The organism is Pedobacter sandarakinus (assembly GCF_026240095.1).
Taxonomy (GTDB): domain Bacteria; phylum Bacteroidota; class Bacteroidia; order Sphingobacteriales; family Sphingobacteriaceae; genus Pedobacter; species Pedobacter sandarakinus.
On sequence record NZ_JAPIVG010000001.1, the window covers coordinates 253,436 to 275,987 of the forward strand.

At 38.8% G+C, this 22,552-nt stretch carries 20 protein-coding genes; 13 read left to right on the top strand and 7 right to left on the bottom strand.

Annotated features, from left to right (window positions below):
* Positions 1–120 precede the first annotated feature (120 nt).
* Positions 121–2,637 carry a PKD domain-containing protein gene (locus tag OQ268_RS17825; RefSeq protein ID WP_322973917.1) on the top strand — a complete coding sequence of 839 codons (2,517 nt, stop codon included), beginning with the start codon at positions 121–123 and terminating at the stop codon, positions 2,635–2,637.
* Here OQ268_RS17825 and OQ268_RS01020 read toward each other — a convergent pair.
* Positions 2,629–4,452 carry a MutS-related protein gene (locus OQ268_RS01020; RefSeq protein ID WP_265854197.1) on the bottom strand — a complete coding sequence of 608 codons (1,824 nt, stop codon included), beginning with the start codon at positions 4,450–4,452 and terminating at the stop codon, positions 2,629–2,631. The two genes, OQ268_RS17825 and OQ268_RS01020, sit on opposite strands and share 9 nt — an antisense overlap.
* Before the next feature lie 42 nt (positions 4,453–4,494).
* Between OQ268_RS01020 and rlmH the strand changes: the two genes are divergently transcribed.
* Entirely contained in the window at positions 4,495–4,968 is a 474-nt protein-coding gene (rlmH, locus tag OQ268_RS01025; protein WP_265854198.1) for a 23S rRNA (pseudouridine(1915)-N(3))-methyltransferase RlmH, read from the top strand.
* Positions 4,969–5,323: 355 nt separating this feature from the next.
* On the opposite strand, the gene OQ268_RS01030 is transcribed toward rlmH, so the two are convergent.
* Together OQ268_RS01030 and OQ268_RS01035 are read right to left on the bottom strand one after the other, a co-directional pair.
* Entirely contained in the window at positions 5,324–5,866 is a 543-nt protein-coding gene (locus OQ268_RS01030; RefSeq protein ID WP_265854199.1) for a DUF5606 family protein, read from the bottom strand.
* A 142-nt stretch (positions 5,867–6,008) separates the two neighbouring features.
* Positions 6,009–6,467, bottom strand: a complete 459-nt coding sequence (locus OQ268_RS01035; protein WP_265854200.1) for a peptidylprolyl isomerase — start codon at positions 6,465–6,467, stop codon at positions 6,009–6,011.
* Positions 6,468–6,702: 235 nt separating this feature from the next.
* Here OQ268_RS01035 and OQ268_RS01040 point away from each other — a divergent pair, with 235 nt between their 5' ends.
* Together OQ268_RS01040 and OQ268_RS01045 are read left to right on the top strand one after the other, a co-directional pair.
* Positions 6,703–7,884, top strand: coding sequence for an asparagine synthetase B (locus tag OQ268_RS01040; protein WP_265855152.1), 1,182 nt, complete (start codon positions 6,703–6,705; stop codon positions 7,882–7,884).
* A gap of 264 nt (positions 7,885–8,148) precedes the next feature.
* On the top strand, positions 8,149–8,883 hold the full coding sequence (locus tag OQ268_RS01045) for an outer membrane beta-barrel protein (RefSeq protein ID WP_265854201.1): 735 nt from the start codon (positions 8,149–8,151) through the stop codon (positions 8,881–8,883).
* Between the two features lie 186 nt (positions 8,884–9,069).
* Here the strand turns inward: OQ268_RS01045 and OQ268_RS01050 are convergent, their stop codons facing one another.
* Genes OQ268_RS01050 through lpxK form a run of 3 tightly spaced genes read right to left on the bottom strand, consistent with a single transcriptional unit; the run spans position 9,070 to position 12,917 of the window.
* A complete protein-coding gene (locus tag OQ268_RS01050) occupies positions 9,070–11,067 on the bottom strand; it encodes a putative porin (RefSeq protein WP_265854202.1) in 1,998 nt (665 codons plus the stop codon).
* Between the two features lies 1 nt (position 11,068).
* Positions 11,069–11,884 carry a purine-nucleoside phosphorylase gene (locus OQ268_RS01055; protein WP_265854203.1) on the bottom strand — a complete coding sequence of 272 codons (816 nt, stop codon included), beginning with the start codon at positions 11,882–11,884 and terminating at the stop codon, positions 11,069–11,071.
* Entirely contained in the window at positions 11,856–12,917 is a 1,062-nt protein-coding gene (gene lpxK / locus OQ268_RS01060; RefSeq protein ID WP_265854204.1) for a tetraacyldisaccharide 4'-kinase, read from the bottom strand. The genes OQ268_RS01055 and lpxK overlap by 29 nt, the downstream gene beginning before the upstream one ends.
* Before the next feature lie 198 nt (positions 12,918–13,115).
* On the opposite strand from lpxK, the gene OQ268_RS01065 reads away from it, so the two are divergent.
* From OQ268_RS01065 to OQ268_RS01105, 9 genes are all read left to right on the top strand, one after another.
* Positions 13,116–14,243 carry an NAD(P)/FAD-dependent oxidoreductase gene (locus OQ268_RS01065; RefSeq protein ID WP_265854205.1) on the top strand — a complete coding sequence of 376 codons (1,128 nt, stop codon included), beginning with the start codon at positions 13,116–13,118 and terminating at the stop codon, positions 14,241–14,243.
* A complete protein-coding gene (locus tag OQ268_RS01070; protein ID WP_265854206.1) occupies positions 14,244–14,957 on the top strand; it encodes a methyltransferase domain-containing protein in 714 nt (237 codons plus the stop codon).
* The gene (locus tag OQ268_RS01075; RefSeq protein WP_265854207.1) at positions 14,918–16,006 is read left to right on the top strand and encodes a type III polyketide synthase; all 1,089 of its coding nucleotides are present in this window, start codon (positions 14,918–14,920) and stop codon (positions 16,004–16,006) included. The genes OQ268_RS01070 and OQ268_RS01075 overlap by 40 nt, the downstream gene beginning before the upstream one ends.
* Positions 16,000–16,446 (top strand): 3-hydroxyacyl-ACP dehydratase FabZ family protein, encoded by a 447-nt coding sequence (locus OQ268_RS01080; protein ID WP_265854208.1) that lies wholly within the window; start codon positions 16,000–16,002, stop codon positions 16,444–16,446. Before OQ268_RS01075 ends, OQ268_RS01080 begins: the two co-directional genes overlap by 7 nt.
* On the top strand, positions 16,439–17,719 hold the full coding sequence (locus OQ268_RS01085; RefSeq protein WP_265854209.1) for a beta-ketoacyl-[acyl-carrier-protein] synthase family protein: 1,281 nt from the start codon (positions 16,439–16,441) through the stop codon (positions 17,717–17,719). Before OQ268_RS01080 ends, OQ268_RS01085 begins: the two co-directional genes overlap by 8 nt.
* Positions 17,712–17,966, top strand: coding sequence for an acyl carrier protein (locus OQ268_RS01090; protein ID WP_265854210.1), 255 nt, complete (start codon positions 17,712–17,714; stop codon positions 17,964–17,966). The genes OQ268_RS01085 and OQ268_RS01090 overlap by 8 nt, the downstream gene beginning before the upstream one ends.
* Positions 17,956–18,525, top strand: coding sequence for a 4'-phosphopantetheinyl transferase family protein (locus OQ268_RS01095; protein ID WP_265854211.1), 570 nt, complete (start codon positions 17,956–17,958; stop codon positions 18,523–18,525). The genes OQ268_RS01090 and OQ268_RS01095 overlap by 11 nt, the downstream gene beginning before the upstream one ends.
* Positions 18,526–18,606: 81 nt before the next feature.
* Positions 18,607–20,241, top strand: a complete 1,635-nt coding sequence (gene pruA / locus OQ268_RS01100; RefSeq protein ID WP_265854212.1) for an L-glutamate gamma-semialdehyde dehydrogenase — start codon at positions 18,607–18,609, stop codon at positions 20,239–20,241.
* Positions 20,242–20,485: 244 nt separating this feature from the next.
* Entirely contained in the window at positions 20,486–20,743 is a 258-nt protein-coding gene (locus OQ268_RS01105; protein ID WP_265854213.1) for a hypothetical protein, read from the top strand.
* A 164-nt stretch (positions 20,744–20,907) separates the two neighbouring features.
* On the opposite strand, the gene OQ268_RS01110 is transcribed toward OQ268_RS01105, so the two are convergent.
* Positions 20,908–22,512, bottom strand: coding sequence for a SulP family inorganic anion transporter (locus OQ268_RS01110; RefSeq protein WP_265854214.1), 1,605 nt, complete (start codon positions 22,510–22,512; stop codon positions 20,908–20,910).
* Positions 22,513–22,552: the final 40 nt, after the last annotated feature.

Below are 22,552 nucleotides of genomic sequence, written 5' to 3' on the forward strand. Positions count from 1 at the left end.
TCAATTAATCGATTGAAGATGCACCTTTTAATATTAACAAATCATTAAAATTTAAATTGTATCAAGAAAATATTTTTTTAATAGCTTTACGGTATGCGCTTTCTGTTTATCACATTCTTAATGCTATCAATTGTTTCGAATTGTTGGGCTAAAAATGTACCTCCCACTAATGATGAACTGCCAGATGCCCTTAACATCTCGAATACTACTGCCTTTTGCACAGAAGATGCGGCTTACAGTAACATTGAGGCTACCACATCTACGTTTTATAATAAGCCCCTGGCATGGAATGCAATAGGTAAGGATGTTTGGTTTAAATTTACTGCTACAAAATACGACGTAAATATTTCTGTAACAGGACAAATTAACACAGCAAGCACTAACTCTCTGGTTAATCCATTGGTTGCACTATATACTATTGACCCCAGCAATAATGGAATTAGCGAAATGATTGGAACTTCTTTCAGCTCTAACAATGTTACTTCGCTCTATAAAGGCGCTTTAAACTTAGGGCAGGTATACTATATTCGGGTTAGTGCCCAAAATGACAATACCGGAACCTTTAAACTTTGTGTAGATAACTATTTCCCTCCTATAAAACCGGGTCAAGATTGCGGTACAGTTTCTATTCTTTGTTCAAAGGAAACGTTTACGCAGCTAAATGTAAGCGGCACAGGCACCAATAGAAACGAGTCTGCAGGTACCTGCCTGGGTACCGAATCGAATTCTGCATGGTATATGTTTAGGGCATCAAAAGCAGGGAGCTTTACCTTTGTGATAACGCCAACGGTAACCACCAACGATATAGACTGGGTATTTTATGACCTCGGCGTAAACGGTGATTGTAGTAACGTAAATGCCTCCACAGCAATCAGGTGTGCATCAGGAAGTGGGGTAACCTGCTCCCCATCCTATTACAAAACCGGCCTAAGCCTTACCGAAACTGATTTATCGGAGGCGTCGGGCTGTCCCGCCGGTCAAAATGGTTTTGTTAAATACGTAGATTTAATTGCAGACCATACTTATGCTATATTGATTGATAATTTTTCGAGCGGAAATAACGGCTTTACAATAGAGTTTGATGGAACAGCAGATTTAGCTGGCCCAAGTGCCGAGATAGCGGTGCAGAAATTAAATCCCTGCACAGACAATCAGGCTTACATTTTCGAAAGCATTGCCACAAATTATACGGAACTTAAATGGTCTTTTGGCGAAGGTGCAAGCATTGCTTCGGCCACAACTGAGGGGCCATTTACCGTTACTTATAGCACACCGGGTGAAAAAGTGGTAGTTTTGGAAGCCAAGGCCAGTAATGGATGCAGTGTTGTTACCACAAGAAACTTTATTGTAGCCAAAACCCCAGATCCACCTGCTATTAACGCATCCGATTTGACCCTATGTCAAGGAGATATATTGCAGCTCTCAACACCATCACTTGCCTTGGCTACGTACCATTGGTCGGGTCCAAATAACTTTTCATCTACACTGCAAAATCCAAATGTGCCCATAACAGGGCCTGAAAATGTAGGTATTTATCAACTTTTTGTTCAAGTGGGCGACTGTGTAAGCTCAGTAAGCCAGATCGCAGTACAATCGGTTGACCTGAAGCCTGAAGCAGATTTTTCAGTTATCATTAACAACAAATGCGAACCTAACCAAAGTTTTTCATTTGTTAACGCCTCAAAAAATTACACCAAAATATCATGGGATTTTGGTAATGATGTAGTGAGTAACGTGGTGTCCACCAATGACAGCCGAGTGGTGAGATACGCTACGACAGGAGCTCGAACCGTTACTTTGAAAATAGAGACTGATAACGGTTGCATCGCTACCAAAAGTTTAGATTTACTCGTTGAGTTAAGTCCGGAAGTACCCCAAATTGCAGTTAACCAACCATTGTTTTGCATAAAGGATGTGATTAAACTCTCGGTACCAGAGCAACCGGGCGTTGCCTATGCCTGGACAGGACCGAACAATTTTACCGCAAGTACAAATGCTGTTGAGATCCCAATCATCGACTTTAACCAGGCAGGAACCTACCAGGTAACATTAACTGCCGGCAGCTGTAGCGCAGCTCCCGCAACTATAATTATTCCACCTATTGCTAAAATACCAACAGCAAAATTCTATACTGAGCCAAATTTTAACATCAAATTCGCTGTTCCAGCGCCAATTAATTTTATCAATACATCTACCGATGCGGATGATTATGAATGGGACTTTGGGGACGGACAAACTTCAAATGAAATAAGCCCGACACACACCTACCGAATTGATGGGTTATTTAAAGTTAAACTTACTGCATTTTCAAAGAACGGGTGTTTCAATTCGATTATTCTTGGTGATTTACTTGTGAAAAAAGAGGGCTCGATTTACACACCAAATGCCTTTTCGCCCAATGGAGATGGTGTTAATGATGAGTTTGTAGTAGGAGTAACCAATTTAAAGCGCTATCGGATACAAATTTATAATCGCTATGGCAGTCAGGTATTTTTTACTGATAATATTTTCGATAACTGGAAAGGAACCTTTAAAAATGGCGAATTGCCGGTAGGCGTTTATTATTATGTCATTTTAGGCACTACGCTAAGCAATGAAAACGTTAAGTTTTCCGGTTCGGTGACATTGTTAAGGTAAACCCTCGACTGGAAGTCCGATTTCAGCTAATAAAATAGCTGCGTTAAAGGTGGCGCATGGCCCTTGTTTTAATTTATAATCGAAACGCATTTCTCCATCACTAACCTGAATATCAAAATGAAAATTCCGCAGCCGATTTGGGTATTCATCCTTTAAGTCTGCCAATTGAAGATCATGCGTAGCAAACAAGGCGGGTGTTTTTTCGGAAATTAATTTTTCTACAAACACCTTAGACCCCAGATATTTATCGCGACTATTTGTGCCACGAAGCATTTCATCAATTAAAACAAGAGTATTTTTATCGTGGGCAACGTTGTTCAAAATCATCTTTAGCCGATTCAGTTCTGCCTTAAAAGTTGAAGTACTTTCTGTTAACGAATCTTTGATGCGCATGTATGTGTTAATTGCGAATATTGATAATTGCATAGCGGAAGCGCAAACTGGAGCCGCTGCATATGCCAAAACCATATTGATCCCTACCGTTCGCAAAAAGGTACTTTTACCTGCCATATTAGACCCCGTTATTACATCCACTGTTGGCATTTTATCAAACTCGAAATAATTGGTAACACTTATGCTTTCTGGAATTAATGGATGAGCCAAATTCTCAGTAGCCAAACTGAAATCGTCGACTATGATTGGAAAAGCCCATGTAGGCTTATTGTAAGCTAGTGTTGCCAATGAAATTATTTCCTCGAAATCTCCAAGATGATTGAGCGAGGAAACTACATCCTTAGATGATGATTGATACCATTGATCTAAGTTAATGCAGCATTTAAGGTCCCAAAGTAGAACTGCATTTAAAATCCCACCAACAATTATATTTAAACGGGCATCGAAATTCTGAATAATTTTAGATAGGGATTTAATCTCTTTACTCACCGGAACTTTAGAAATGAACAGATTTTTGATATACTGGCTTTCCCAATTATGACTTTCTGTCCAGGAAATAGCCAAAGCATAGCCATTTAAAAGGTTTGAGCTACCACCGAAGCTATAGAATACCTTGTTTATTTTTGGACCTAGCAATACATTCCAACCGATATGCATAATTAATAGGGTAACAAGGATTTTGCCGAAGATTGCACTGGCAAATATTGTAGCCAATATCAAAGTTAAGGAGATATAGGGGACAATTGCAACGTAAAATCTGGTTGTCTTGTTTCGAACAAAACTCAGTTGTTCACCAAGCTGGTGTTTAAGTTGAAGTTTAATCTGTTCCATCTTATCGATATCATGTCCGCGCAAATTCGCCCTGAAATCGAAAGTAGTGTCTATCTTCCCAAGCATTTCTGTTACGGCGATTTGTCGTTCAACGATTCCTGCCTGCGTTGTTTTAATTTCCAGGCGCTTGGCTAACAGATTTTTGCCGTTAACGGTATAACACCTGTTTAAAAGCGAATAAAGAGAAGATTTTCCAAAAATATCCAGATCTGATGAGTAAGGATGAGTCGCTTTTTCAAACGCAGATCCGTCGTAGTAACCATTCGGCAAATCATTTAAAACATTCCATTCATTTTGATATACCCATAGTAATTGCTTTTGATAATCTATCTGCCGATCTAATTGGCTTTGTTTACGTACTACCGCAACGAAAATTAACACAGGCAAGATCAGCAGAAACTGAATCAGCGATCGCCAGCCATTATCTTCAGAATTTAAGAGCAAAACAAAAAACAGTATTTCCGCTAAAAAAAGCCCAATGCGTACAAATGAAAGTTGATCTACAAGCTTTTTTGTTTGACAGATGATAGCCGTTACCTCTTCTATTTTAGTGGTGTAAGCAGATATTATTTGTGCTTCTGTTTTTAACATTATCTTTGGTTGGCGGAAACGATAAAGATAAGAAATTATTAAATGAAGATTACTTTACTAGCTATAGGCAAAACCGAAGACAAGTACCTTATCGAAGGTATAGAAAAATATATTAGCCGGTTAAAACATTATATTAATTTCAGCTTTGTACCAATTCCCGATGTAAAAAACGTGAAGAATTTAAGCGAGGCACAGCAAAAAACAAAAGAAGCAGATCTGTTACACAAACAAATTAATAATGGTGATGTTGTTATTTTACTTGATGAAAGAGGAAAAAAATACTCATCTGTAGCATTTTCCAACTACTTAAATAAACAAATGGTTGGAAGCGTGCAGCATTTGATCTTTATAATCGGTGGGCCCTATGGTTTCGATGAAACCATTTATAAGCGGGCCAATGGTTTGATCTCATTATCTGATATGACCTTCTCACACCAGATGATCAGGCTGTTTTTTGTAGAACAGCTTTATCGTGGATTTAGTATCTTGAAGGGCGAGCCTTATCATCATGCCTAACACAAAAATTGTGTGGAATTATCGTTTAAAAATCATCAATAATAAAAAAATATGTTAGATAAATATAAAAGACAGTACCGCTTTAGGAGTAACCAAAGCGGTAACAATAGAATGCTTTGGATTAGCATCATTATCTCGTTGGTAATTGTGGCAATTTTATACTATTTCTTCTAAAAGAAATTGCCTATTCATGTGGTTTTCGAACCCGTTAGATAACTTAATCAGTCGTCTTGCAGCGCACAACCTTCTTAAGGGCTTTGCGCTTCCCTGGAGGCGAATTAACTAATGGCGGCTGCAATTTTAATTTCAAAAAAAAACACCAGGCAAATACCTGGTGTCTTATTGAGAAAGAAGCTTAAACTCCTTTTTTGCTCGTCATACTTGCTTTTTTAGCAGGAGCTGAGGTTTTCGTAGTTGCTTTAGCGCTTCCTGAAGCTTTAGCACCACTGGTTTTTTGTTTTTTATCAGCGGTTGCTTTTTCCTCTGCCAATTTAACTTCGGCAGCAGAGCCAGGAGTTTCTGGTGTTTCTTCGGTAAATAATGGTAGATCTTTCAACAAGTTATACCAGGTAAGGATTTTCTTCATGTCAGAACCATATACTTTTTCTTGGTCGTGCCCCGGAGCCACTTCTAAGAAATATGGACGTAGATCGCCCTTTAAGTCAGGTAGGTTTCCTTTTTCAGAAATCTTTGCAAAAATATCGGCTAATTTAATTTCATCTTCTTCGCCATATACAGTAATGTCTTCCAAAGAAGCCAGTTTGGTATTGGTGATGTTGGCTACTACCTTAGTTTTCTTCTCGTCTAAGCTTTCTAAAATGTAACCTACTTTATTTTGTCCAATCAGTTTAAATAAACCTGGTCTGCCAGATACGGCAACAATTCCTCTTAAGTTCATAATTTTTTGAGATGTGAGATATGGTAATCATAATGAGCAAAAGTGCTCAAAGTAAAACTCAAATCTAATGTCAATTAATGGAGAGGAAGAATCAAATAGAAGAATAATCGCTATCTGATTGCTTGCAACTCGCTGTTATTTATTAGTCTTCAACGATTTCAATTCCTAAAATCTTATCTCCCTGGCGGATATCATCCACAAGATCAACATTATCAACAGCTTTACCAAAAACGGTGTGGTTACGATCTAAATGGGCAGTATTAGTTCTGCTATGGCAGATGAAAAATTGAGATCCGCCGGTATTGCGACCTGCATGCGCCATTGACAATACGCCACGATCGTGATACTGATTTTCGCCATCTAACTCACAATCTATTTTGTAACCCGGGCCACCTGTACCAGGCATTCCTGTTGCACCTTCTTTAGAATTCGGACAACCAGTTTGAACCATAAAGTTTGGAATTACGCGGTGAAAAGTTACTCCATCGTAAAATCCTTCGTTTGCCAATTTTTTAAAGTTTGCAACTGCTTTCGGCGCATCTTGTTCAAAGAACTCAACAGTCATATTACCTTTTTCGGTTTTTATTATCGCTTTACTCATATCAATTTTGGTACTAATTTTAAATTTTAAACCCTAAATAAACAAATGCGTTTTTTTAAGTAGAGGGCAAAAATAACAAATTTGTGTAACTTCTAACACCATTAAATTTTTCTAACCAATTTAAATGAGGTATTTTAGTGTTTTAAGCATCTGCATTTTGAAAATAAAATATTATATCCTGATCATCTATTTGTGTTTCACATTTGGAGCCAAAGCATCATCCTTATTAATTTATATGGATGAAGATCAAAAAAACCACCTCAAAGCATACGGAATAGCCTATTGGACGATAAGTAAGCAAGTGGAGGTAGATTGGTTGTTAAATTACCGAGGGGGAAGTTTTCTAATTAAATACAATAAAGCCGTAGAAGATGAATTGAAAATAAGAGGTGTTTCTTACGATGTAATGGCTGATGGAAAAGTGATAAACCTACTGAACGAAATTAGCGATCCATCGGTTAATATGGAGATGGTGAAATTAGAAAAAACGCCAAAGATTGCGGTTTATTCACCAAAAAGTAAGTTACCTTGGGACGATGCGGTGACGCTGGTGCTCACTTACGCAGAAATCCCCTACGAAGTAATTTATGATGATGATATTATCCAGGATAAATTGAGTAAGTACGATTGGCTACACTTGCATCATGAAGATTTTACCGGACAATACGGGCGGTTTTGGTCGAGCTTTAGATATGCCACCTGGTACCAGGAAGATGTTAAAAACCAGGAGGCACTGGCTAAAAGACTCGGTTTTAAAAAAGTATCAGAAATGAAATTAGCTGTTGCTAAACAAATTAAGCAATATTGTGCTGGCGGAGGCTTTTTATTTGCCATGTGCTCTGGTACTGATAGTTTCGATATTGCACTAGCAGCAGAGGGTATAGACATTTGTGCACAGGTTTTTGATGGCGACCCTGCAGATATGAATGCGCAATCGAAGTTAGATTTCAATAAAACGCTGGCATTTCAGAATTTTAGATTAGATAATAACCCGATGAACTACGAGTTCTCGGACATCGATGTAACACAATACAGGACACTAAACCAAAGCAATGATTACTTTTCCTTATTTGATTTTTCTGCCAAATGGGATTTAGTACCTACCATGCTGACGCAAAATCATGATAAAGTGATTAAGGGTTTTATGGGCCAAACTACTGCGTTTAAAAAAAGCTTAATTAAAACCAGCGTAACTGTTTTAGGCGAAAATAAGGGCGCAGGAGAAGTTAGGTATTTACATGGCGAAATAGGCAAAGGTCAGTTTACTTTTTATGGTGGCCATGATCCTGAAGATTATCAACATGCCGTAGGCGATCCACCAACTGATTTAAATTTACATCCCAATTCTGCAGGTTACCGCTTAATTTTGAATAACGTACTTTTCCCCGCGGCAAAAAAGAAGCCCCAGAAAACTTAAGGGTAGATTCAATTTATTTTGTAAAGCGTACCGTTTTAAACAATATTCCTAATTTGTATACAACCTATACTGCCGTTTAGTTAGTATCATAAATTTTATAATGAATACCTGTGGGACAAAAAAACGTCCTGTAAACCAATATATTAACCATGGTATTGTAACACACCTGATACTTTGGCACAGCTTTTGGAATTGAGGCTTGTAATTAACAAGGGTTAATCCCTAAATTTTTAAACAAGATTCTTTACCTAAAAGAAAAATATTATGAAAAAGTTACTATTAAGTGCATCGGTTGTTTTATTGGCTACTGGAGCATTCGCACAAACTACAATGTCAGGATCGGATGCTAGATTTGGATTAAAAGCTGGAGTAAACTTAGCAAGATTTCATGTAAGCGGAGATGGAAATTCTTCATACAATGATAATGTTAAAGACAACGTTGGATTCAATGTTACTGCATTTGCCGATTTCGGTGTAGCAAACAATTTCTTCATCCAGCCAGGTGTTTCATTACAAAACAAAGGTGCCAAGTTTGAATCTACCAATGCTGTTACTGTGGGCAATACAACTACCACAACAGTTGCTGCTAACAAAACCAGTCTGATGACTATCGAAGTTCCGGTAAATGCTGTTTTCAGAATCCCTACGGGAGATGCTGGTGCCGTGCAGATTAGTGCAGGGCCATACGTAGGGTTCAATATTTCTGGTAAAAACAAATTGGAAAGCACTACTACAGTTTTAAACACTACCACAAATACAAGCAGTGTTTCAACTGGATCTAACGAAAATGATTTATCCTTCGGTAGCGCAGCAGATAAAAATTATGCTAGCACTGAATTCGGAGCAAACTTCGGGTTAGCATATCGCACTAATTCAGGTTTCTTAGTAGGCGCAAACTACGGCTTAGGTTTATCTAACTTGGTTCCAAAAGACCAACGTAGTGGAGATGCCAAATTAACAAACCGTGTATTAGGTTTCTCAGTTGGTTATTCTTTCTAAGACAATATTGATTAAATAAAAAAACCTGCCTTGAGTTAATCATGGCAGGTTTTTTTGTGTCCTATATTTTACAAATACTTGCGGCAGTTTCACAAGGTGCTCCATACCTAAAACCATCTTTGCTTTATTCAATCATAGTTAAACTTCTTTTAATATCTCGTTAAGATGTTCTTCTAAGCATGAAGTTTAGTCGTAGAAGTTCCAGCTTACGCCGAACTTAAGTAAGGCATCTTGCATTGGATATCTGTTCACGACATAGTAACCCGGAACTAAAAGCCCTTGGTTAACAAAATCATATTTAATAAATAAGTTAGCACGTTTTAGATTAGCTTTCAAAAATACGTCTACAATTGGCGTAGATTCCAACATTTCATTACTACCAATATAAAACTGGGCCGTAGCCGGAGAATAAGAGTAATTGGAGTAAGCGGTATTATACCTCACATCGAAACCAATATTGGCTTTTAGCACTTTAAAAAAGGTGTTGTTAAGGTAGAAACTGTTATAGGTGTAAAACTCTGGTGTCCTTAAAATTTCATTACGATCTGTCTTTTGGTAAGCAACATAATTTTCCAAAACAAACTTTCCAAAACGCCACTTTTTGGAAACATCCAATCGAACTAAACTAATATCACCATCAACCTGACGGGGCAGAATAGCATTGGTAGCATTTGAATTGTTTAGCGCAAAATACAAATGGTTACTTGTTAAAAAATAGTTAGCTCCGGCGGTGAAATCATATTTATCGTTTATAAACTTGAAAGATAGGTTGGCAACCTTTGTATTTTTAAAGCCAGTATTATCCCAACGGTAATGATTGCCATGGTAATAATTGTAAAGTTGAGACGGAGATTGATTTTGAACATAAGCTCCGAGTTCTATTCTACCTACGGTTTTACTTAATAAAATCTTGCTTTTGGCTTCGTAAAGGTAATCGCCTGCGTTCTCCCCCTGTAAAATTTGCTGTAAATCTAGATTAAAATCGATGTTATTAGAAAACCGATAACCGGCATTCCCCAAGATGGTAATATTCTGGAAGGCAAATTGACTTCGCTCATATGCACTACCATCACGTTTCAAGCCTAAAAACTGATGCTTAAAATAATCATGGCGTATCCCAGCATCAATTTTTAATTCGTTTTTAATGACTGTAGAATTTTTTGGCCGCAGAAAAAAGCTGTAAATGAACTCATTTTTTATGTGCTGCACATGGGTTGAATCGTTTGTATAAATGGCATCTGCGATCCCCGGGGGCAATACGCTACTATCATCATCTTCATCTTTAAAGAAATCGTAACTATCGTTATTGTATTCGAGGTTGTAGGTTACCTTATTGGTAGGCACAACCGAATTGTTTACGTTTACTGAGGTATCTATACGTCCAACGTAATAGGTTTGCCTCAGGAATAAGGTGTTTTTTCTGTATAAATTTCTTGCCGTGGAAAGGTTAACTTCCTCCGCATCTCTGGGAATTTTATCGTAACCAGGCTCAAATATTGTGGTGTCTTTATTAGAACCATTTTCATATGCCCGCATGGTATTGAAGATTGCGGATGCCCACATATTGTAGCGTTTATTTGGCGATTGATACCATGAGAATAATGCAACATTCAGATTGTCGCCACGTTGACGGCGGTAAAAACCTCTCGAATCTCCCCTATTAAAATTTACACCTACATTCCAATTCTTTTTAATATTCTGACTGTGAATAAGCTTGAAAAGTTGTTCTTTTTGTCCTGCACTTACAAGATAAAGGCTGGTATAGGGTGCCCTGGCCTGGTAGTAAATAATATCTTCGGGCGTTAGTGCATAATAATCCAAAGAATGAAAACCTATATCAAAACCAATTCGTTTGCTTGGCTCGTAAAGTAAAGGTCTGGCAGCAAGCCCCATGTTTCCATTGTTGATAGTTGGATGCATGGGTTGCAATAAAGGACTATAATTTTGGATATTCGTAGTAGAAGTATCTAACGGCAGGAGCACGATACTATCTTTACTTAGCGCCAACTTGGTAAACCGAATAAACTTTGCTGTATATACGATAGAATCTTTACTATCTAACTTCTTTCTGATCGAATCGGCCTCAGTTTTATCGTTGATACTGGTTTTTAAATCTTGTGCAAAGGCAGACTGATAACCCGAGAGGAACAAGATTACTAAACAGATTCGAAAAACGGTGCGCATGTTACAGTTCGGCAATTAGTCGGGTTAAAATCTCTGTCATTTTGGGTTCTGCTTTAGCAGCATCTTCTAAAATTTCATTTAAATTAAATGGTTGCAACACTTCTGGAAAACCTTCATCTGTTAAAACTGAAATGGCAAAAACAGGTAGACCAGCATGGTTGGCTACAATTACTTCGGGTACTGTACTCATCCCCACAGCATCGGCACCAATTAACCTCAAATATTTATATTCTGCTTTGGTTTCTAAATTCGGCCCAGAAACAGCAACATAAACACCCTTATGACAGTTAACATCCACTTCTTGTGCAATCTTGAGCGCTTTAGCAATTATAGAACGGTTGTAAGGCTCACTCATATCAGGAAAACGTGGCCCTAAAGAACTTTCAATTAAACCCCGAAGTGGATTATCTGGCTGGAGATTGATGTGATCTTCAATAACCATCAAATCGCCTTTTTTAAAATCAGGATTTAATGAACCTGCCGCGTTAGATACGATTAGGTTTTCAATGCCTAAACCCTTCATTACCCTAACCGGAAAGGTAATTTGCTGCATGCTGTAACCTTCATAATAATGCAAACGACCTTGCATGGCAATTATTTTTTTACCATTTAAGGTTCCGAAGATGAGTTTGCCACTGTGAAACTCTAATGTAGAAATTGGAAAATTTGGAATATTGGAATACATCAATTGATGCTCCACTACTATTTCATTCACTAAACCGCCCAACCCAGTGCCTAGAATAATTCCTATTTCAGGCTTAAAGTTTTCAGTTTTTCGTTTTATATACTCAACGGTTTCTTCTATTACTCTTAACATAGTTTAAAATAAGTTCATCAAAGGTAAACTTATCTTCCTCAAATAAATCAACCTCGATGGGTAAAAAATATACGGGTAAATTTACCAGTAAATCTTTAAATCCCGCAGCTTTTAAACGTTTGCTATCCTTTTCTGTTGTGATGATAATTTTATCTTTTCTTTCACTTTTCTCAAATGCTGTTTTAAACTTCTTAATGTCGTCTATTTTAAAAGCATAATGATCTGGAAATTTCTCATGTTTGATCGTCTTGGAATACTTTTCGAGTTCTTCAATCAAAGGATCAGGGTTTGCAATGCCTGTTAAAAGGAAGATCTCTTTATCTTTTATACTAGCTAGTTCCAAGTCACTTTCAGTATAAAGGTGCTTTAAACCGCCATATTTTAGGTAAGAGTGAAGAACCTTTTGATTCGTATTTGGCTGCAATTCGTTTACAGAAGCTTGTTGGGCCACATGCAGCAATGGTACCGGCGATTTCGTAACTAATAGCACATCAGCCCGCTTTCGCGAAGAAAATACATCTCTTAAATTTCCTGCCGGAAGTAGGAATTGCAAGGTGCCCAATTTTCGAAATTCGAAAAGTAAAATGTTTAGCCCCGCTCTAACCGAACGGTGTTGAAAGGCATCGTCAAGAATAATCACATCGTGACCAGGTGATAGTTTTTCGATGCCATCTACCCTGCTTTCGCTTACTGCTACGCTAATATTGTCGAATTTTTGATAATATTGAAGTGGTTCGTCGCCAATAGTTTCTGCTGTTGCATCCGCATCAGCCAGAATATATCCCTTCGTTCTTCTGCCGTAACCACGACTCAAAATTGCCACTTTATAATCAGACAACAGCCGAACCAGGTATTCGGTTGTAGGCGTTTTACCTGATCCCCCAACCGCCAAATTACCAACGCAAATAATGGGCAAATCGAACTTAACTGAACGCATAATGCCCCAATCATAAAGCTTTTTACGCAAAGTTATGGCCATGCCATAGATCAAAGAAAAAGGTAACAGTAAGAGGCGAAGGTAATTAACTAACATATCTTGTTGTTTTCAAAAATACAGATAATTTAAAAAACCAGTGTATGTTTTACACATTGGCTATAAATGCAACCAACATTGCCAAAAAATGTTTGTAAGTAGTTTATAATTGCTACTTGCGGCATTATAATACAATGTTGTAACCTTTTTATTATAGCGAACAAAGATTAATTTAAAGTGTTATCTTGTGATATGCCCATGAAAACAGAAATCTTAATAATTGGCGGTGGTTTGGCGGGCTTAACAGCAGCATTACACCTCCAAAAGTTAGGCATTTCAGTTATCATTATCGAGAAAAAATCTTATCCTCACCACAAAGTTTGCGGCGAATATATTTCAAACGAAGTGTTGCCTTATTTCGATTGGCTAAACCTGAATCTTGACACCCTGTTTCCAACCACTTTAACTACTCTGCAGGTTACCTCGGCAGATGGTGGAAAAATTGATAGCCAGCTGCCACTTGGTGGCTTCGGCTTAAGCAGGTACACTATCGACAATTATTTATATCAGGTTGCCGTAGCCCGTGGGGTTCCGGTTCTAACGGATACGGTATTGGAGATTAACTTCAGCAATGACCAATTTGTTGTTGAAACGAGCGGATCTAAAACGTTTAATGCTAATCATGTGATAGGTGCATACGGCAAACGTAGCCATTTAGACACCAAGTTGAACAGGGCTTTTATGCGCAAGAAATCTGAATATTTAGGTGTGAAGGCACACTACCAGTCAGATTACCCAAATCACATTGTTAGCCTGCATAACTTTAAAGGTGGCTATTGTGGGGCATCGAAAGTAGAAGGAGATATATTGAACCTATGTTACCTGGCCGACTACCAAAGTTTTAAACAATACAAAAACATCGAAAGTTACCAAGAGCAGGTAATATATAAAAACCCATCTCTAAAGAAGATTTTCGAAAATGCTACCATGCTATTCGATGCGCCAATTACGATTAGTCAAATTTCGTTCGAGCCTAAAACGCCAGTTCACAATCATATTTTGATGGTTGGCGATACCGCAGGGTTAATTAACCCGCTTTGTGGCAATGGGATGGCGATGGCCATTCATAGCGCTAAAATTGCCTGCATCTGCTTAATGCAGTATTTGAACCATACAATCCCATCTAGACTTGCCCTAGAAAACACATATACAAATGCCTGGCAAAAAGAATTTGGAAGCCGGTTGAGAGCAGGCAGAATTCTTGCATCGCTAATGCGAAACCAAAAAATTGAGAAGTTAGCAATGAATACTTTAACTAAAATGCCTTTTTTGCTCAACACCATCATTAAGAAAACACATGGAAAACCAATTACAATACCAAACTAAATGCCTGTAAATACCAGATTTAGAAGCACTGCCCCAGAGCTGATGGATGATTTTGGGATGGAAGGCGAAATTTTAAAAGATGCGCTTGACAAACTTGCCAGCATTAATAAATTGTTGGGTGGCAACAACGTTACCATTAAAGGTATTCAATTTCTTTTAAAAGACAAACCAAGAACCCAGCCCATACGTATTTTAGATATTGGTTGCGGTAATGGAGACATGCTTAGACAATTGGCCCAGTATGCAAAGAAACACGAGTTAAATTTTTTACTGGAAGGTATAGATGCCAATCAGTTTACAATTAATTATGCAGCACAAATTTCTGCTAACTATCCAAACATCTCTTACCATTGTGATGACATTTTTAATAACTTTTTTGCAGATAAAACTTACGATATAACACTATGTACCTTAACCTTACATCACTTTACTGATGAGGACATCGTGAAACTATTGGCCAATGCTGCCGAAAAAACAAGTATTGGCATTGTGGTTAACGATCTCCAACGAAGTGCTTTGGCCTATCGACTTTTTCAGGCATTATGTTGGGCATTTCGGTTAAATGATATGTCGAGAGAAGATGGATTGGTTTCGATATTAAGGGGATTTAAAAAGATAGATTTAATACATTATGCAAAACAACTCAACTTTAAAACAAGCTTAATTAAGTGGAAATGGGCATTTCGCTATCAATGGATAATAAGAACAACATGAGTGTAAAAATAAAAGCGGTAGCTAGGGCCTTACCAGAATTTTATAGTAAGACGGCGGACATTTTCCCTTTTTTGGATGTATGGTTGAGAGATCAGGATGAGCGGTTTATCAGAAAAGTAAAGAAAATTTTTGAGGGAGCGGCCGTTGATAAGCGCTATGCCATCATGTCTCCTGAACAGGTTTTTAGCGACCTTTCCTTTGAAGCACGAAACGATATCTACATTAAAGAAGGAATCAAATTAGGCAGGCAATGCCTAGAAAAGGCCCTTGAAAAAGCTTCCTGGAAACCCGAAGACCTAGACTATATCATTACGGTAAGTTGCACAGGGATTATGATCCCATCTCTGGATGCTTACTTAATTAATGCACTGCAGCTTAGGCAAGATATTGTTCGCTTACCCGTTACCGAAATGGGTTGTGCTGCAGGCGTTTCTGGGTTAATTTATGCCAAAAACTTCCTTAAAGCAAACCCGGGGAAAAGAGCGGCTGTAATTGCGGTAGAATCGCCAACGGCAACTTTCCAGCTCAACGACTTTTCTATGGCAAATATTATAAGTGCTGCCATTTTTGGCGATGGTGCCTCCTGCGCATTGCTGAGTTCTTGTCCCGAAGAAAGTGGCCCGGAGGTAGTTGCTGAAGAAATGTACCACTTTTATGATGCAGAACAAATGATGGGATTTAAGTTAACCAATACCGGTTTGCAAATGGTTTTGGATGTAGCCGTTCCTGACACCATTGAGTCGCATTTCCCGCAAATAATTCATCCCTTCCTAGCCAAACATCACTTAGAAATAAAAGATATAGATTACCTTGTTTTTCATCCCGGAGGGAAAAAAATTATACAAGTGGTAGAAGAATTATTTGGTAGCTTTGGCAAAAATTTAAATGAAACAAAGGCAGTTTTGCAAGACTTCGGAAATATGAGCAGTGCAACAGTTTTATATGTATTGGAAGATGTGATGAACAAACAACCGAAAGCCGGTTCTACTGGCCTCATGCTCAGTTTTGGGCCAGGGTTCTCGGCACAGCGAATCTTATTAAAATGGTAACATCAGGCAAGGAAATTATCGAACGCTTACCGTATGGTAAATCTTTTTCTTTTGTTGACGAAATAATAGATATAAATGAAAATGGGGTTGTCGGTACATTTACATATGCTAAAGATTTACCCTTTTACGAAGGACACTTTAAAGATAACCCAATTACCCCGGCTGTAATTTTAACCGAAACTATGGCGCAGATTGGTTTGGTTTGCCTGGGTTTATTTTTGTTAGACGCAAAAGTTGAAAACCGGTCTTTGGCCATGACCTCAAATGCCGTAGACTTTTTTAAGCCAGTTTATCCTGGAGAGAAAGTTTTAGTAAAAAGTGAGAAAATTTATTTTAGATTTAAAAAACTTAGTTGCCGCGTAACGATGTATAACCATCAAAATGAAATAGTGTGCAAAGGAACAATATCTGGTATGTTTTTCGAAAATTCAAATGAATAATATTCGTGTTGTAATTACAGGTTTAGGTGTTTGTGCCCCAAACGGAACAACAATTCCAGATTTTACGCATGCCATAAAAAATGGCATTTCTGGAATCAGACATCAGCCCAATCTAGCTACATTAGCTTTCTCTTGCCAAATTGCGGGCAAACCCATGTTAGATGCTGAGCGAATTGCCGATTACTTTACACCTCTGGAAATTAGAAATCTAGATAGCAGTGGCATTGTATATGGCGTTATTGCTGCTTCTGATGCCTGGAAAGATGCAGGGCTAGAAAAGAGTTCGAAGGAAACCCCAGATTGGGATAGCGGTACTATTTTCGGAACGGGTACCTCGGGTATAGATAAGTTTAGGTGGGCAATTAACAAGATAGATAATCTAGAACTTCGCAAACTTGGCAGCACCTCGGTAGTACAAACTATGGCCAGTGGCATTAGTGCATTTATCAGTGGCAAATTGGGCCTGGGAAATCAAATAAGTACTAACTCATCTGCCTGTGCAACCGGTGCAGAAAGTTTGCTATTGGCTTACGAGCGGATAAAGGCCGGCAAGGCTGTTCGCATGCTCGCCGGAAGTACCAGCGATAGCGGCCCCTACATCTGGGCCGGTTTCGATGCCATGAAGGTTTGTACCATTAAACATAATGAAGATCCTGAAAAAGGAAGTAGACCTATGAGCGCAACTGCTAGCGGTTTCGTTCCCGGTAGTGGCGCTGGAGCAATGGTTTTAGAATCTCTTGAGTCGGCCCTGGCAAGGAATGCAAAGATTTACGGAGAGGTATTGGGTGGCAACCTAAATTCTGGCGGCCAACGTGGTTTAGGAAGCATGACAGCACCAAACCCGCAAGCGGTACAAAAATGTATTACCAATGCATTAGCCGACGCCAATATTAAACCAGAACAAGTGGATGTAATTAACGGACACCTAACTGCAACAAGCAAAGACGCGTTGGAAATTGAGAACTGGAAAACTGCATTGGGTTCCTCAGCAGAAAACTTTCCGCTCATTAACTCTTTGAAAGGAATGATTGGCCACTGCATTGCAGCATCTGGAAGCATAGAATGCGTAGCTGCCGTACTACAATTAGCAGAAAATTTTGTGTTTCCTAACATCAACTGCGAAGATTTACATCCTGATATTACCGATCTTATCGATAGCAAATGCATCCCTCAAAAATTAATAAATAAAGAATTTGATATACTTGCTAAGGCCAGTTTTGGCTTTGGTGATGTAAATGCCTGTGTCATCTTAAAAAAATACAAACATGAATAAAGAAGAAATTTTATCAAAACTTAAAACAATTATAACGCCTTACACGGAAGAACACTCGGCATTAGACAATATTGATGAAAACACAGATTTCATTAAAGATCTTAAGATTAACTCGGCCAATTTAGTAGATATTGTTTTAGACATTGAAGAGAAGTTTAATATTGCAATTGATGATGATTCTATGGCTAAAATGTTGACTGTTAAAGCTACGCTGGATATTATCGAAACCAAACTTAATGTTGGGTAATGATATTGTAGATTTAAGCCTGGCGAAGACACAAAGCAATTGGAGGCGCAGAGGCTACCTTAATAAACTCTTTACCGCTACAGAACAAGCATTGATTGCCAGTGCCAAAGATGCTGATTTAATGGTTTGGCTTTTATGGAGCATGAAAGAATCTGCTTATAAGATTCAGAACCGCAACACTGGCGAACGCCTCTTCAACCCAATTGATTTCGAATCTAGTTTGGCACTTGTTACTGATGAAGAAGCACGGGGCCAGATACGGTATAAAGGAACGATTTATTGCACCAAATCTACATTTAAGCACGATTGCTTGCATACCGTATCTATAGCAGATGCTTTAAATTTCGAAAATTTAATATTGCATTTTCTTGTAAACCACGAAAATTACTTAAATCGTTTCAACAACGATCATCCATTTTTGCGACTATTCAAAGATAATGACGGATTGCCAAAAGTTGAGCACTCGACGCTCAATTTCTGTATAGATGCGTCTGTTAGTCACCATGGAAAATACCTAGCCATTGCCTATCCCGACTTTGGCAATCCTTTAATGCAGTAATATGCGCCATTTTCTTTACAGAAGAATAGAATTGCATCTCTCAAAAAGCCTTATCTTTGCGCAACTCATAAAAAATACACTATGCTTAAAGGATTTTTTAACGTACCCACCCCGGTAAACGAACCTATATTAAATTATGGCCCAGGTAGTAAAGAAAGAGCACTTTTGAAAGAAGCGCTTGCCGAAGCCAGATCACACCAGCAAGACATTCCGATGTACATTGGCGGAGCGCAAATTTTCACTGATAAAAAAGGCAAGGTTGTTCCTCCACACGATCATCAACATATTTTAGCGCAGTATAGCATTGGCGATAAAAGCCATATTGCAAAAGCCATAGATGCTGCGTTAGCAGCAAAAGCAGACTGGGAAAACCTTGCTTGGGAGCATCGTGCTGCTATCTTTTTGAAAGCAGCTGATTTAATTGCAGGCAAATACCGCTATAAATTGAATGCTGCTACCATGCTGGGCCAAAGCAAAAACGCTTATCAGGCAGAAATAGATGCTGCTTGCGAACTTATCGACTTCTTACGTTTTAACGTAAGCTACATGGCAGATATTTATAAGCAACAACCTCCTGTTTCTCCCCGTGGAAGCTGGAATCGTGTAGAGCAACGCCCTTTAGAAGGATTTGTGTTTGCCCTTACCCCTTTTAATTTTACTGCAATTGCTGCAAACCTTCCTGCTTCGGCAGCCATGATGGGAAATGTTGTAGTTTGGAAACCAGCTGATACGCAAGTGTATGCTGCTAACTTGTTAATGGAAATTTTCCGCGAAGCTGGATTACCAGATGGCGTGGTGAATTTAGTTTATGCCGATGGACCCGAAACTGGTGATGTTATTTTTAATCATCCGGATTTCGCTGGGATTCACTTTACAGGCTCTACGAAAGTGTTTCAGGAAATTTGGAAAACCATTGGTACAAACATTCATAAATACAGATCTTACCCACGCATTGTTGGCGAAACTGGCGGTAAAGATTTCATTTTGGTTCACCCCTCTGCAGAAACAAAAATTGCCAGCACAGCCATTGTACGTGGTGCATTCGAATATCAAGGTCAGAAATGCTCTGCCGCAAGCCGCGTTTATATCGCAGAAAGCTTATGGCCGGAAATTAAAAATCAAATGCTTGCTGACCTTGCAACTTTTAAAATGGGCGGAACTGAAGACTTCACCAACTTCATTAACGCTGTAATTGATGAGCGCTCATTCGATAAGTTGGCTAAGTATATCAACCAAGCCAAGCAAGATCAGGGAGTTGAAATTATTGCCGGTGGCAATTGCGATAAAACTAAGGGTTATTTTGTAGAGCCTACGATCTTAGTGGTTAACGATCCCAATTATACCACCATGTGCGAAGAGTTATTCGGACCTGTTTTGACTGTTTATGTTTATGCAGATCAGGATTTCGATGCCATTTTAGAGGTAATTGATACCACATCACCCTATGCCCTAACAGGCGCTGTCATTGCGCAAGATCGTTATGCCATCGATAAAGCCAGTCATGCATTACGCAATTCTGCAGGTAACTTTTACATTAACGATAAATGCACCGGAGCAGTGGTTGGTCAACAACCATTTGGCGGTGCCAGAGGTTCGGGTACTAATGACAAAGCGGGTTCGATGATTAATTTATTGCGTTGGGTTTCTCCGCGTACCATCAAAGAAGTTTTCGAATCGCCAACAGATTACCGCTATCCGTTTTTAGCAGAAGATTAATTCAATAACAGAAAGTTTTCAGCATATGCTGAGCGCTTAACAGTATTTAAACCCTCGAGCATTTCGGGGGTTTTTGCGTTTTGTGGATTAGGAGATTAGCCTACGCTTAACACCTAATAAAAGTTCACATCACCAAAACTTGCTAATAACGCTACAACCATCAACCTAATTAATACAGGAAATCTCTTCGAAAGATTAAAACCATGTTGAGCGACAAATGTTCTATTCTATAAAGTGATGTATTATGGAAAATCAAGAAGATAAAAACGAGAATTTAAAAGACAATAAAGTTGAACATTCGGCAGAAAATTCGAATATGCCAGATCAACAAGTTCCGCGACACCGCAGCGATGAAAACAGCGACGAGAATAAGGTAAAAACCGAAGCAGGCTATCTGGGCCGAAACTTTGGCAAGGGCGATTTTGGATCGGAAGAGGCTCGTGAAGATGCCGAGAAGGGCAACGAAGGACACGCAGGCAATATGCCTAATACAGCAGATTAATATTAACGCCCCGATGGTGATCGGGGCGTTGCTCCTCTTGCATACGGTAAGCATCGCGAATGTTCCTAAACCAGTTATCGATGATACCAGCTTGCTTATCGCCGAACCTTATAACAAAAACCTTAAGTTAAGCTTTTGTTTCTATGGGTTTTGCGCACATAGCTTTATCTATTTATGTCTTCAATTATTTTATCAGTTAATTTTGGCACGGTATAGTGTTTCTGTACATGCTCTAATGTTACTACTATACCTTTTGTATAGGCATTGTGTTTATAATTGAAAATTGTCTCCAGCACATCCGGATCAATGTATCTGGCATTAGACCCATCAATAATTACATTGGTTTCTTTCGGAATATTCGTTAAAACCACTTGTATGGCAGCCTTATTTAGAAAAGAAACTTCCTCCGCCAGCTTAATTCTAATGTGTTTTTTATCACCTTCATTGGTAATCCTGTAGAAATACGGGTTACGCATGTTGGTACGGAGCAGGTAAAAAATAGATACCAGCATGCCAACCGCTACACCCTTAAGCAAATCGCTAAATAGCACCGCAACAATGGTAACTACGAAGGGCACAAACTGATCCCACCCTTTATGGTACATGTGTTTGAACAAACCAATTCTTGTTAGCCTGTACCCGGTTACCAATAGAATGGCAGCTAAGCAAGAAAGCGGAATCATGTTTATAACCTGCGGAATAAACAGCAAGGATAACAATAACCAACAACCATGAAAAATTGCCGACATTTTTGTTCTTGCACCCGAATTTACATTAGCAGAACTCCGCACAATTACCGAAGTCATGGGCAAACCGCCCACCATACCACTGGTTATATTACCCAAACCCTGGGCAATCAATTCCCTATTAGTTGGCGAAACCCGTTTTATGGGATCAATTTTATCAATTGCCTCGATGCTTAAAAGTGTTTCTAAACTGGCCACAACTGCTATGGTAACAGCAACGATATACACATTCTTGTTGGCAAGTTGAGAGAAATCTGGCATGGTGAATAAACCAAAAAATTCAGCAACACCACTTACTACCGGAATCTTCACCATTTGATCTGCCCTTAATGGAAACGACGTTTGAGAAAATATGAACGTGGCTACAATACCTAAAATTACCACCAGCAAAGGTGCTGGTACAATGGCCAGTTTCGAAAACTTTGGCCACACAATTAATATAGCAATGGAAAGTAAACTAATTACCACTGCAGCTAAACTAAAGTGCCCTAGAGCTGCAGAAATCGCCGAAAAAGTATTTTCATGGTCTTGCTGAAAAAAACCCTCGTCGCCTGTAAAATCGGTATCTACACCTAATGCATGTGGCAACTGTTTTAAAATCAAGATCAAACCAATGGCGGCCAACATACCTTCAATAACGCTCGATGGAAAATAGTTGCCAATAGTACCGGCCTTTATCAAGCCTAAAACCAGCTGAAAAACCCCTGCCAATACAACGGCGAGTAAGAAAGTTGGGTAGCTTCCTAAAGAAGTGATGGCACCCAAAACAATAACGGTTAAGCCTGCTGCGGGTCCGCTAACACTTAGCTGTGAACCACTAAATGTGGCAACAACTATTCCTCCAATAATGCCCGTTATTAAACCGGCAAATAACGGGGCGCCAGATGCAAGGGCAATGCCCAGGCAAAGCGGCAAAGCCACCAGAAAAACAACTATACTCGAGGGTATATCTTTTTTAAGATTCTTTTTAAGAAAATATTTTTTAACATCCGAGCCTACAGCGGTCGGGTTTAACTTTTGCATAACGATGTAATTATCTAGTAAGTTTTAACGAATAAATCGT